The organism is Prevotella sp. khp7 (genome assembly GCF_900109055.1).
GTDB lineage: Bacteria > Bacteroidota > Bacteroidia > Bacteroidales > Bacteroidaceae > Prevotella.
In genome coordinates this window covers 824,310-838,722 of the sequence record NZ_FOIV01000002.1, presented here as the reverse complement: position 1 = coordinate 838,722, position 14,413 = coordinate 824,310, and the positions used below count along the sequence as shown (strand labels likewise).

Here is a 14,413-nt window from a genome sequence, read left to right as displayed (position 1 = left end):
TATGAAAAAGAACATGTTTTTATATACCATACTACTCTCCGCATGCAGCCTATGGGCGGCATGTGGGGGCAGTGGTAGCAGCGACGGTCCCGAACCACCACCCACCCCGCCAGTCATTGTAGATGAGGAGCCAGGCGCCCCTGTCCAGCCGACGAAAGCCATCTCCATGAAGCTCTATGCCCACTATATGCCGTGGTTTGTCAAGCCTACTGCCTCTGGTGTGTGGAATCACTGGACAATGAGTGCCAACTCCCTAAAGAGCGACAAGAGCAATCTGGCGAGTCACTACGAACCACTGACAGGCGCCTACGCCTCCGACGATGAAGCCATACTCGACTACCAGTGTCTGCTGATGAAATACGCCGGACTGGATGGTGTCATCATCGACTACATGGGTGAATCGGGCAAGAACGATTTCGGTACCATTGCCGCCAACACCAAGAAAATGGTCAGCGCCATCACCAAAGCCGGCATGGAGTTCGCTCTCTGCTACGACGAACAAACCGCGCTTGCCACAGGTGTGTTCCCTCAGACTGATGACGCCAAGGACCAAGGTCGTACCGACATGCGGTTTATCAAGAGTAACTATATGAACAAGGATAGTTATGCCAAGCACAACAATAAGCCTGTGCTGCTGATGTTCGGACCAGCCCGCGTGACAGGTGCGGCTAACTGGCAGTATATCACCAATCCCTTAGGCGATGTCGAGGTAGTGGTGCTCAATGGTCATACCAGCAATTTCGGTACGCCTGCAGGCGAGTTCCTGTGGGTCAATCCTACCCCCGACTACAGCCAGTATCAAGGCTGGACCATCGGTGGTGCCATGCCTGGGTTCTGGGATGTCTATAAGCAGTTCGGACAGGGTAACGGCTATACCACCTACGATAGGGAGAATGGTGCCCTGTTCAAGCGACAGTTAGAGGCAGCAAAGAGTGCAGGTCTCAACTGGTTGCAGGTGAGCACCTGGAACGATTATGGAGAGGGCACTACCATCGAGCCAACCACACAATACAAATATCAATACCTCACTCTGCTTCAAACGTTCTCGGGCGTCAACTGTACGGAGGCCCATCTGGCGCTCATCCTGCGCTGGTATCAGCTCCGCAAGTCGAAGCCGAACGACACTCAGGTAGCCAAGGCCTACGCATTCTTGGCAGCCATGCAACCTGCGAAGGCTGAGGAGATCATCAAAACACTCGAATGATTATGAAGAAAACGATCCTATTACTCATCACCATCCTCTCGCTGTCAGCAACAGCCAAATCGGTCGAAACCGTCAGTTCGCCTGATGGCAAACTCACGCTTTCTGCAGGCGTCAGGCAGGGACAGGCCTACTACCAGTTGTCGCGTGGCAGCGAGCCTGTCATCAACCCCTCCAACCTTGGTTTCCAACTGAGCCAAGGGCTGCTCAGCGGAAACTTCCGCATCGTTGGTTTCCAGCGCGACACGAAGAACGAGACATGGGAGCAGCCATGGGGCGAGGAGCGCTTTGTGCGCAACCACTATAACGAGTTGCGTATGCGTCTGCAGGAGAAGAAAGGACTGAAACGCCTGCTCAACGTGGTGTTCCGCGTGTTTGACGACGGCATCGGATTCCGCTACGAGTTCCCCCTGCAGCCCCATCTCAAACAGTTTGAGATAATGGACGAGCTCACAGAGTTCAACCTGCCTTGGGATGCACAGATGTGGTCGCAACCCACCAATGGCACCGTGTACTACGAGGCGCTGTACACCAAGACCCCCGTCAGCCGCAAGGACACCGTCTCGACTCCAGTCACCATCGAGGCTAAGCCTAACCTCTACTTAGCCATCCACGAGGCCAACCTCACCGACTATGCCAGCCTGAACCTGACGCCTCGCGGTACTAAGCTGCTGACGGCACTCACCCCTTGGCAGTCGGGTGTCAAAGTCTATGCCCAAGCCCCCTTCGTGTCGCCTTGGCGTACGATTATCGTAGGTTCAAAACCTGGTGACCTCATCGCCTCGCGCCTCATCCTCAACCTCAACGAGCCCTGTCGGATCGACACCTCGTGGCTCGACACAGGGCGTTATATTGGCATCTGGTGGGGTATGCACATGAATGACTACACCTGGGCACAAGGTCCCAAGCATGGAGCCACCACAGAGATGACACGCCGCTATATCGACTTTGCCGCACAACACGGCTTCAGGGGCGTACTGGTCGAAGGCTGGAACGAAGGCTGGGATGGCGACTGGACACGCATTGGCAATCACTTCAAGTTCACCAAGCCCTACCCCGACTATGACCTGGAGGGGCTCTGTCGCTATGCTGCATCGAAAGGCGTTCGCCTCATCGCCCATAACGAGACGGGCGGATCGGCTACCAACTATGAGCAGCAGCTCGATGCGGCTTTCGCCCTCTACCAGCGTCTGGGTATCAATAGTGTGAAGACCGGCTATGTCAATATGATGCTCGATGGCAAGGAGACACAGCACTCGCAGTACGGCATCCGCCACTACCGTAAGGTCGTTGAGACTGCAGCCAAATACCACCTGATGATAGTAAACCACGAGGGTGCCATGCCCACCGGTCTGCGCCGCACCTATCCCAACCTGGTGGCCACCGAGGATATGCGCGGTCAGGAGTATAATGCCTGGAGTCAGGATGGTGGCAATCCCCCCTACCACGAAGTGCTGCTGCCTTTCACACGCGGTTTAGCTGGTCCGATGGACTACACACCCGGCATCTTCAACTTCACCAACAAGGCTGTGCCAGCCACCCATCCACAATCCACACTGGCCAAGCAACTGTCGCTCTATGTGCTGCTCTACACTCCCTGGCAGATGGCAGCTGACGAGATTGAGAATTACGAGTACCAGCCAGCCTTGAGCTTCATCGAGTCGTGTCCCACCAACTGGGCAGTATCGAAGGTCATCGATGCTCAAATAGGTCGCTATCTGGTGATGGCACGTAAGGACCGTGACAGCGATCGCTGGTTTGTGGGTGGTGCCACCGATAGCGAGGCACGCACACTGACCATCCCCTTGGATTTCCTCGATACCAATACCGTCTACCGCGCTGTCATCTATCAGGATGGTCCTGGTGCCGACTACCGCACCAATCCCTACCCAATGACCATTCTGCAGCAGGATGTCAGCTCCACTGGTTCGCTCCATATCAACTTAGCCCCTAGCGGCGGCTTCGCTATCAGGATTGAGAAAAAAGATTGATTCATACATATTTGTAACTTTTGATATAGCACACGATATATCAATAAGTTAAAAGAGTGATAGAAGAACATTATCTATCACTCTTTATTTAATTCTATCACTCACAAGAAAACAAGTTGTGCCAGAATTTCATAGCTTCACGTCGATAATCTGGCTTGTGCCATTATAGTGGATAGTGTGTTGACAGGCTACGGCAGGGCTATCGGCGAGAGGCTGTTCGGGAGAGACGACCACCACGCGGAAGGTGCGCTGCTGGAGCATACTAGGGAATGAGCCTGAGCGCTGACCAATGGTGAGCTGGTGGGCAACATCGTCCCAATGGAAACGGATCTCGGACTGTTGTCCACGTTCGTATCCATAGCCATCGAAGGCATCTTCGTATAGAGTAAAATCGCCATCGGCGCCTGGATAGATACGCACTTCGAGATCATCCCATGGCTTCTCTGTGGCGTACTGCACATCAGGCCCCCACGGCAGGATAGAGCCTGTTTTGACATAGAGTGGCAGCACTTGATAGGGAGCCTGTCTATAGAGCCATTGTCCACCTTTCAAGGTCTCGCCCGTCCAGAAATCTATCCAATCGTTGCCTGCGGGCAGATAGACCTGACGCCCATCGGCACCATCGCGCAATATGGGAGCTACCAGGAAACTCTGACCAAAGAGATACTCATCGATGATATCAGCGGCCTGTACATCGTGCGGATAGTTGACTGGCAGAGCCGACATGAGCAAAGCACCATACTGCGAGAGCTGATGCATCTGCGCATAAAGCCAGGGAAGCAAACGATAGCGCAGACGAACATAGCGCAGGATGTTATCGTAGGTTCCTTCCTGATCACCCTCGCTACCATAGTTCCATATCTCGCGTGGTGTGTTGGTGCCATGAAAACGAAGCATAGGCGTAAAGGTGGAGAACTGTGTCCAGCGGGCAAAAAGCCGGCGATAAGCAGGATTCTGACAGCCACCCTCGAAGTCGCGCACCCAGAAGCCACCCGTATCGCTGTTCCACAAGGGCAGGCCGCTGATAGACGCACTCAAGGCCGCAGGAATCTGACGGGCCAGTGTCTGCCAGTTAGCATCGATGTCGCCGCTCCACACGAAAGCACCCGTACGTTGCAAGCCCATAAAGCCTGAACGGGTGAGGATGCTGACACGCTTATCAGCCAGCAACGGTTCCTGTCGATGACGATTATAGACACCCAGGACGGTTGCCAAGGGGAAGGCATTGCGCAGTGAGCGCCACGTGCGACCAGCACCTGTCACGAAGTCGAGGTCAGCCTCTGTACCTGAATAATCAGGCTCGGTAGAATCGAGCCAAAGAGCATCGACCCCATGGCGCAACAATCCCTCGAACATATGATGCCAGTAATAGTTACGCGCGTCGCTGTCGAAGGCATCGTACACACGCGACTCGACATCGTTGGGGAACGATTTGCCTGGCAGCAGCTTGCCCAACGTCTGCAGATGCTGATATTGCTCGGTAGAAGGTCCATAGTCAGGCCAGACAGACACTAACAGTTTGGCATGAAGCGCATGCACAGAGTCAATCATCTGGCGATAGTCGGCAAAGGCAGGGTTCAGAAAGCGCTGGGCATTCCAGTGTTGATTATCGCCCCAATACTGCCAGTCCTGCACCATGCCATCTACAGGCACACGCAAGCGACGCATGCGGCGCAGCGCATCGAGCAGTTCCTGACTGCTGGTATAGCGCTCCTTACTCTGCCACACGCCTAAGTTCCAGAGGGCAGGCATGGGCACATGACTGGTCAAATCGAAGACGGCACGCTGAGCTGAGGCGGCATTGCTGCCCACAAGCAGATAATAATCAATGGCACGACCTATGGAGGTGAACGAAGTGCCCTTGGTATCATCGTCGAAATCGGTAGGCGAATAGTTTTCCCAATAGAGAGCATAACCTTTCGACGAGAGAAACATAGGAATACAGATCTTCATGTTCTCATTGACCAGACGGATATGCTGACCACGCTGATTCAGACGACCATTCTGTATCTGTCCTAATCCATAGATCCGTTCATCGGGCGCAAGGGTGAAAGACTGGCGGATGGTGTACGCATCGAACGGTCCATCCTGACGAGGGGTGAACTGTGTAGTCTGCTCGCTGATAAGCGACTGACCATCAGGACGGCGCACGCTGATTAAACCTGTGCGTTGATGATAATCGACCACTACCCGACTGGTTGAAAGAATCAGGTGTTGCTTGCGCTGTTCTTGTCTGAGCGTAGCGGGAGCTGAAACTTCTGCTACGACGACAAGCTTATCCGACTGATAGTTCACATCGTACGATTTGGTGATATGCAACACGCTGTCGTTCAGGAACGATACCTTCACAAAGAGTCCCTGATGGCACACAGCTATTCCATTTCGTTCGCTCTTGATTTTGGCAGACGAGACTCCGACAAACAAGAGCAGAACGAATAGCATCATAATATATCTTTTCATGCTGATTAATTGATTTTGGCTGAAGGAGGCACAGCATCTTCTGCCGCACCCCACTGTTTGTTTGGACGTGACCCCATTTGCAGTTCGAGCACCCCGCCCTGCATCACTTGCTGGTGACTGAGCCAAGGCTGATTCCAAGGCTGACCATTGAGTGTGGCACGCTGGATATACTTATTCTGAGCCGAAGCCCCGTAAGCGCGCACCTCGAAGGTACGACCATTCGACAATGTGAGCACTGCCGAGGGGAAGAGTGGCGAACCGATGTTATAGACAGGCAGACCTGGAGTAACGGGATAGAGACCTACTGACGAGAACACCACGAAAGCCGACATACCCGATCCGTCCTCGTCGCCAGGAATACCCATCAAATCATTGCGATACCAGGTACGCAGGCACTGTCGGATACGTTTCTGAGTCATCCAAGGCTGTCCAGCGTAGTTATACAGATAAGGAATATGGAACGAGGGTTCGTTGGCCATCGAGAACTGACCGATGTTGCCTGTATGGTCAGGCATCATGGCATAGAACTCACATTTACTTTTGCCTAACGGCTCGGCAAAGGTCTGGTTCAGGTTGGCGATAAACTGCTGGCGTCCCCCCATCAGCTGAATCAGATCAGCGATATTGTGAGGCACATCCCAACGATAAATCCAACCGTTGTTCTCATCGTAATACTGACGGGCACCAGGACCGCCATCATAGCGATAGTCAAAGGGTATGATGAATTCGCCCTCCTTGTTCTTCGGATGGAAGAAACCTGTTCCTGCATTGAACAGATGACGATAGTTCAGACTCTGACGGGCATATTTTTCAACCTGTTGCACCCACTGCTGGCGCTCCTTCTTCTTGGCTGTCGCACCCAGATACTTCGCAATCTCAGAGAGTGCGAACGCATCGTAACTGGTGCCTAAAGTGACAGCCACTGGCTGACGTTTCTCCCAGCTATTCACATTGGGATCGTTCTCCTTCTCGCCAGGATTCAGAGCGGGGATATAGCCATGAGTCTGATAGAACTGATCAATCCAGCCCGCCTTTGCCCCCGACCATGGTGCCAAGGTCTTCTCTTCCATAGCCTTTTGGGAATAACGGAAGGCCTTCTGCGCATCGACCTTCAATCCCTTGACCAAGGCATCGGCCAGTGCTGGGATGCCATGATTAGAGTTCATACGACGTGAATCGCCATTTAGTTCGGGGAATGTTGGCAACCATCCGTTACCCATCTGTTCTGCCATCAGGAGATAGGAATTCAAGATGTTTTCTTCAACAGACTGATCCATCAGCGTTCGCAAGGGATGGGCTGCCCGATAGGTATCCCATATCCAGTCGTCATTATAAAACGGCGTGCCACCATCGGCATGCACCTGTCCATCGAAAGGGCTCCAATAACGCCCATCCTCGCTCATACACACAGGACGCTCGAAAGTACGATAATAGGCGGTATAGAAGACTGTCAGATCATTATCAGAAGCCCCTTTCACCTGCATACGGCCAAGGGCATCGTTCCATGTTTGACGACCTGCAGCAGCCAGACTATCGATAGCGTATCCTTTCTGTTCGCGATACAAGTTGGCCTTGGCCTGCTCTTCGCTGATAAAAGAGATGCCATAGCGCAGATGTACCTTCCGAGTAGTCATAGGATAGCGAAAAGCCACGCCACTGGTACTGCCTTCAAAAGATAGTGTGACAGTCTGCGCTGGCTGTTCAAGCGACTCCATATAGATATAGACCTTGGTATCGTGGCTAACCGGGCCTCCTACACGCTGCCAACCATGCATGACACGACCTGAAACCGCGAGCTGACCATCGTCGGTAGCAAGGACCACATTAGGCGCACTGCCCTCATCATAGCTCACCTCATAAATAGCCGACTGATGACTGACGGCAAAGCGCGCAGACATCTGGTCGTCGAGCTCGATGGTGAACTCATAGGGCCGTATCGTCTCGTTGTCGTAAGTATATTGTTTCTTTAGCGTCAACTGGCTACCTGTCTGTGGCAACAGACTGAAGGCAGAACGTTCACGATGGTTAGTCACAATGATAGGCAAGCCAGCTACATACTCAGAGGTATAGTCGGCACGCAGAGGATAGACCCTCAGTAGGCTATTTGGCAATTGTATCGTTGGGAACGTAGGCACCAGCAGATGGCTGATATTGCCAATGTAGGGGTTGACGTAGTCGACAGGTTCCTTGACTTGACGCTTCAGGCGCAAGGCGGCCTTTCCTGCCAATCGTAGGTAATGGTCGTTGTCGATGCCATCCTCCAAAGGTACGAACATGGAGCCAGGTTTTCCAATAGGTACGCGACGTGCGATCTTATAGATCGCCGTACCTTCATCAATCTCGTCGAACATGGCGATGTAAATCATCTCTGCGCCACTATTGATGGCATGATCGAGTTGCATCTGAAAGAAACGTCCACGGTTGCGAGGAATCTCTACAGCCGGTTTGTGGGGATAGTGCATATTATGCCACGAGAAGCCTGGATAACAAAGTGGGGCGTAATCTACACCATGTGCCTTAGCCCAGGCGATATCGTCAATGACATGCTGACGATATCGGGTATTAAAGACGCGTTCATCATAGCGTCCCACGAACCATGGCATCACGATATCGCACTGCTGAATCAGCCCGTGCAGACGGGCATCGCCCTCCGTATCCTCATACAGGCGTCGCCAATGAGTAGGTACGCCCAGCATGACGCTGAAGCCCTGAGCCTTCAGACCACTGATAATGGTCTGAGCCTCATCCAAACCATAGCGGCGATGATCATTGAAGCCTACGCCCCAGACAGCCACCAACGGTCGACCATTGTGATAGAGATAGGAAGGATTCTTCTGGTGTTCCTTCAACGCATGGATTGCAGACAGCTCCTTGATATCATTCAACAGCAACTGTTCTTCGCCAGGATTCATACCACTCAAATCATACATCACGCAAATGGCGCGCTCGTATTTATTGGCAGCCGTCATGGCCGAAGTCAACACACGGTTGAAATGCTGTTTGCCGCTGAGGTTGCGGATCTCAGCCACAAAGCGCTGCATGAACACACCGTCGAGTCCATATTCCTTCATCCAACGGAAATGCGTATCGACAGAAGAGGCATCGTAAGGCGAATATACCCTGGCCACACTGCCATCGTTGAACTTAAACGGGGTGGGATAAGTCTTTTCATACTCTGATACTTCGGGCCAGAAATCGACATTCGTCGAGCCAGGCTGGAAGCCATTGCGCCCTTGATAGTGATGCCAGCCACGGTTAGCGCCGTCACCAGGGGTGTTTTGCCACCCCTGGTATCCGGCCATGACTAAACCACGATAAGAGTTGTACATCTTACCGCCCATGTACTCTGCTGCTCCCGCAGAAGAGATACAGAATAACATCAGAAAAACTACAAAACTAACTAACATATAACTATCTCTAAATTATACATTCATCAATGTTGTTTAACAAGTTTAATAGTTCCATTATCATTATACGACAAGCGGTCGACACAGATAGAGCGAAGGTTGCCATGGTTGGACAACGCCTGATTATGATAGAACAAAAACCACTCGCCCTTATACTCGACGATGGAGCCATGGGTGGTATCACATCCTGTCGGCAACAGCAGAATCCCCTTATAATCCCACGGACCAAGCGGCGACTTACTCATGGCGTAGTGCATGCGGTTAGCGCCACGACCATTCTCTGTATGATTGTCGGCATACGACAGATAATACCAGTCGCCACGCTTATGCACCCAGGTGGCCTCGTGGAAATCCTGCAAACCTTTCATTTCCTGAAGCGGTTCCGCCAGTTCTAACATATTGTCCTTCATTTTCGCACCCAGACAACGACCGCCACCACCATAGTAGAAATAGGGTGTACCATCGGTATCGACAAATACACAGGGGTCGATCATGGCGAAATGTTCGGTAATCTCTTTGATATAGCCCACTGGCTGGAAACCTGAATCAGGTTTGTCACTCACCGCGATACCCACCTGCCAGGTGTCGTTCCAATCACTACCACTGGGGTGTGGAAAGTAGAAATAGTACTTACCATTCTTATAGGCACAATCGGGCGCCCACATAAAGCCACCCTCAGGACGTCCCCACTCCACCTGCGACGAGTTGAGTATCTCGCCATGGTCCTTCCAGTTAACCATATCATCAGTAGAGAACACATGGTACTGGTCCATCAGATCACAACCACGAGGAGGGTCAACATCGTGAGAAGGATAGACATACAGTCGGCCGTCTTTCCATACATGAGCAGAAGGGTCGGCTGTGTAGATATGGGTTACGAACGGATTGGCAGGCAGTTCGCCAATCTTTGTTTCTTTTGAATCACGTGAGGAACTGCAAGCAAGCAGACTGATACTCATACTTGCTGCCATCAGAATTGTTGTTGTCTTGAATAACTTCATAACTGTAGTATTATCGTAAAGGAATATCTTTTGTCATCTTGGTCTGACCGTTCAGCATCTTACGGCCTTCGCCTGTCAACCAGAGATAGTGGTCAGTAGGCTTATCATCATCAATACCTTGGAATCGGATATCCAAAGAACTGGCCAGCTCGCTCCACTGGATGGAAGAACCTGTACGCTGAGTGGACGACATAGAATAGCTGCCGCCAGTGGTATAGTTGACATAATAGTCCTGACTGGCCACATTGCTGGGTACCTTACTGACATTCAACTGCTTGAAGATGGCCGTACCCTCGTCTATCTCGTCGAACATGCCGACATAGATGGCTTGCGCACCGTTTTTGATATCGTAATAGAACTGGTTCCAGTAGAACTGGCCACCAAAGCGGAAACCGGTATTGGTATGATCGGGATTATCCTTACCATTGTTAGGATGCATATTGCGATCGCTACCACCAGGGAAGATATGCTCTGCATAGACCACACGATGAGAAGCGGTAGAATAGGTCTTGGCAGTTGCAATATCCTGTTTGATACGCGTCTGCCAATCTGCATTGGTATAGTTATCGTGACCATAACGCCCCACATACCAAGGAATAAAGGCATCACACGCTTTAATGAGTTTGATGAGTTCTGTATGTTCAGCGCCACTAACACAATCGTTGCCACCCTGTCGCCAATAGCCTGGGCATCCTAACATGATACTCCAGCCCTGAGCCTTCAGCTGTTCGACATACGTTCTCAGGAACGATGGTTTGGGATGGTTGTTATCATTAAAACCTGCCCCCCAAAGAGCAAGCGTGGGTTTACCATTCTCATACAGATAGTATTTCTGTTTGGTACGATCGGACAGACTATATTCATTCATTAGTTTTTGTGCATCATCAACCATAATCCTCATATTGGCATCAGTCGTGATACCACTCATATCATACATCACGGCGATGGCTCGCTGGTACTCGTTCGAGGCAGCCATAGCATGACTGAGAACAACATCGAAATGATCCTTATGACGGGCATCCATAATCTCGCCAACGAAACGCTGCATGAAGACACCATCGATATTATACTGTTTCATCCACTTAAAATGGGTCATCACCGTCTGCTGGTCGTATGAACTGAACACAGTAGCATGACTGCCATCGGGCAGTACAAAAGGAGAACTGTAGCCCGTCTCGTCGCCATCACCAACCACGTATTTATACTCATATTCCGACATATCAGGCCAGAAATCGATACTATTACGCAGGACACCAGGACGGAACTGCTCGCTCTCACGATAATGGTACCACCCTTCGTTGGCAGCCACAGTGGTAAGAGGCGAGCCATCGCCAGGCGTACCAAACCACCCCTGATAGCCACACATCACCAAACCCATGTAGGTATCAAACGGCTCACCATCCTGATGAATCTTGAAATCATCGCCCAGACTATTATATTCTGACATCGGATCCGATGTATCAGGATTCACCGGTTTTTCTGGTTGTACTGCAGGTGGAATATAATCATCGTTACCACCGCCACCGCAAGCTATGATGGTGAGGCCACTAAAGGCCCCAACCATCATTGCAACAACTAACTTTTTTTTACTTAACATCATTTACTGTGGGATTTCAATCGATTTGACTTCAGAATAATTCCAGTGGTTGTACTGGTCGTTCATGTTTACACCCATACGCACCCAATATTTGTATCCACGCTTAACTGGCAGACGGAAGGTATAAGTCAAATTGCCTTCACCAGTATCCATATTGCCAATAGTGCTCCAACCCTTTCTCACGTTTACACGCCACTGGTCATTATAGTAGTAACTCATGCACATGGAAGCACCACAGGTCTCGACATTGCTTACGAAAGGACGTATTTCACGTACTTGTGGCATGTCCATACCATTGTACCCCTTAGGATAGGGGGCGAACAATCGTCCGCTTACCACCAGAGTATCGTAAGTGGCCTCAGGATACAACTCAAGCTCAGCCGAGAAATCCTTCACTTTGATATAAGGTGTTATCACAAAGTCCTGAGTGGCATTATTCGTCTTGCCAATTTGTACACCACGGATGGTATCAACAGGGAACCAAGGCCCATCGACAGGACACATATCGTAAGTGCCTGCAAAGAGTTTGTTGTTGACATACGTACCATCGGACTTGATGTGAAGACCTTGTTCGGCAGGATTAGTACTGAAGCTCTTTTCCCAGATCTTGATATGATTATCACCCACACAGCCCTCGTAAGGAAGCCCCGTTGTAGAGTCGATAATGCTACCTCTGACAGAGGCTTCTGGTTCATCGAAATTATCAATCTCCATACACGACACCAATCCCAATAGAGTCATGCCACATATCAGATTAAAATATCCTTTTTTCATATTCTTCTATCTTTTTTATTTAGAATCCATCATTTCGGATAAGCAAATCATTCTTATTAATCTCATCATCGCCAATCTGCTTGTAATATTGTGAAGAGTAGAACGTACGACGATAGGAATTGAACGAGGGCTCATCGGGCAGGAAGATATACTTATCCTCATCCAGTACATAGTAACAAGACAGACAATGAGCTATCGTATTCTGGAACAGATCGTGATATACACGCCAACGACGCAGATCCCAATAGTGCTGATTCTCGAAACACAGCTCGCGAACACGCTCATCACGAATATACTGGAGGTTTTCATCAACATCATAGGAATAAGGATACTGCTCAGCATCTAACTCATTGACGTTCTGAGCATCAGCCTTATAGACATAAGGACGGGCGCCCGCACGAACATGCAACTCGTTGATATGAGCAACGGCCTCCTGCTTCAGGCTTTCATCGCCACGCAGCAGTCCAAGTTCATAGGCAGCCTCAGCCCAGTTACAAAGCACCTCGCCGTAACGAAACACTTTCCAATTGGTTGAACTCTGATGCAGTTCCTTACCTCGTCCGGTGGTGGTGCCAACATATTTGCGCACACCGATGCCCATGTAGTTCCAACCCTCGTCGCCATGATTGGTCACCATGCCATAACGACCGTTCACACGGATACCATTCAGCATCTCGTTATCACCACCTATAACACGGTTCTCGTTAGTGAAGTCATTACTGCCACCGTAAGGACATCCATCAGCCTGTGTGTGACCACCATAGGTTTTAAAGATACCAGCACGGAAGTCCATCTTCTCACCTGAAACGGGTTCTATCATACCTGAGAAGAAGAAGGTGGCACGAGCTCGTCCTTCCATCTCATCAGTATTCCACAACTCAGAAGGGTCATTAAAGCGGATAGGCTTGCCATCTCCGTCGGCTATAGCTGGCATCTGGAACAGTTTTGCTGATTCCCAGCATCCCTGCAACGCGCATCCTACACTTGATGACATGCCTGTTCCCAATGGTAATACCATAGCGTCCCAACCATGGAACAAACCTGTATTACGATTACCACCAGCCTCGAGCGTTGTTACATTGCCAAATCTTTTCATGAAGATATCCTCTTCAGTATCGTTGACCATGGTCTCGACAAAAGCTGTTTCGCCATCACCAGCCGTATGGAGTTTAAAGCCAGCATCGTGCAGAAACTTACAAGCATCGTAGGCATACTGATAGAATTCCTCAGCATGTTCTTGAGGGATAATCATCAGACCAGCATTGACTGCAGGACCTGTGGTACCAACCGTCCATCCATAGTTGGCGCTTGAGGCAGCGTAGAGCATGACACGCGACATCAAGGCAGCTGCAGCATAAGCTGTTCCACGAGTGGTTCGTTTCTTATCCGTACTGCCATGAGCCATGGCATACTTCAAGTCGTTATAGATAAACTTGTAAGTATCATACTCTGTGCTACGTGCAACCTTTAGAGTATCTGGATCACCCTTAGGGTCCTGAGGTGTACTAATCAAGGGAACGCCACCAAAGCGTTTAACCAAACCAAAATAGTAGAAGGCGCGGATAAAGTACCCCTCAGACAGCAGGGCCTCATAATCGGACTCAGTATAGTTCTCTTTATATTTGGGGAACTCTGTCAGAAATGTGTTGATATAACGGATTTCGCCATAGGGCCAGTAATAGCCGGCATCCATGTTCTCTCCACGACCATTGCCTTCCAGACAGACTGATGACGGACTGTTTTTCTGACCTTCCCAAGCATTACCTTCTTTCTTATATCCTTCGCCCTGATAGTAATTGAAATCCTCTATCGGCAAAGTATTATAAACACGTGCAAAATATTGCTGTACTCCCACCTCCGATTTAAAGAGCAGGTTCTCGGCCAAGATTCCCTTGGGCTCCAAGTCCAAGTCGTCGCAGGCTATCGTTAACGTGCTTATGAATGCTGTAAATATTAAATATTTAATCGTCTTCATATTCTTT

8 protein-coding genes are annotated in these 14,413 nt (G+C 50.4%); 2 read left to right on the top strand and 6 right to left on the bottom strand.

Annotated features, from left to right (window positions below; translation table 11 throughout):
• Nucleotide 1: 1 nt before the first annotated feature.
• On the top strand, nucleotides 2–1,204 hold the full coding sequence (locus BMX82_RS06855) for a glycoside hydrolase family 71/99 protein (RefSeq protein WP_143058336.1): 1,203 nt from the start codon (nucleotides 2–4) through the stop codon (nucleotides 1,202–1,204).
• 2 nt (nucleotides 1,205–1,206) lie between these two features.
• The gene (locus tag BMX82_RS06850; protein ID WP_317039586.1) at nucleotides 1,207–3,192 is read left to right on the top strand and encodes a glycoside hydrolase family 97 protein; all 1,986 of its coding nucleotides are present in this window, start codon (nucleotides 1,207–1,209) and stop codon (nucleotides 3,190–3,192) included.
• Between the two features lie 129 nt (nucleotides 3,193–3,321).
• On the opposite strand, the gene BMX82_RS06845 is transcribed toward BMX82_RS06850, so the two are convergent.
• From BMX82_RS06845 to BMX82_RS06820, 6 genes are read right to left on the bottom strand one after another with little or no spacing between them, the layout of a single operon-like run.
• A complete protein-coding gene (locus tag BMX82_RS06845; RefSeq protein WP_091767203.1) occupies nucleotides 3,322–5,652 on the bottom strand; it encodes a glycoside hydrolase family 31 protein in 2,331 nt (776 codons plus the stop codon).
• A 5-nt stretch (nucleotides 5,653–5,657) separates the two neighbouring features.
• Nucleotides 5,658–9,059, bottom strand: coding sequence for a GH92 family glycosyl hydrolase (locus BMX82_RS06840; RefSeq protein WP_410524404.1), 3,402 nt, complete (start codon nucleotides 9,057–9,059; stop codon nucleotides 5,658–5,660).
• A gap of 26 nt (nucleotides 9,060–9,085) precedes the next feature.
• Entirely contained in the window at nucleotides 9,086–10,060 is a 975-nt protein-coding gene (locus tag BMX82_RS06835) for a family 43 glycosylhydrolase (RefSeq protein WP_091767200.1), read from the bottom strand.
• 10 nt (nucleotides 10,061–10,070) lie between these two features.
• Nucleotides 10,071–11,660 carry a glycoside hydrolase family 99 protein gene (locus BMX82_RS06830; protein WP_255396562.1) on the bottom strand — a complete coding sequence of 530 codons (1,590 nt, stop codon included), beginning with the start codon at nucleotides 11,658–11,660 and terminating at the stop codon, nucleotides 10,071–10,073.
• A complete protein-coding gene (locus BMX82_RS06825) occupies nucleotides 11,661–12,431 on the bottom strand; it encodes a DUF3823 domain-containing protein (RefSeq protein ID WP_255396561.1) in 771 nt (256 codons plus the stop codon).
• A 19-nt stretch (nucleotides 12,432–12,450) separates the two neighbouring features.
• The gene (locus BMX82_RS06820) at nucleotides 12,451–14,406 is read right to left on the bottom strand and encodes a RagB/SusD family nutrient uptake outer membrane protein (RefSeq protein WP_091767328.1); all 1,956 of its coding nucleotides are present in this window, start codon (nucleotides 14,404–14,406) and stop codon (nucleotides 12,451–12,453) included.
• Nucleotides 14,407–14,413 lie beyond the last annotated feature (7 nt).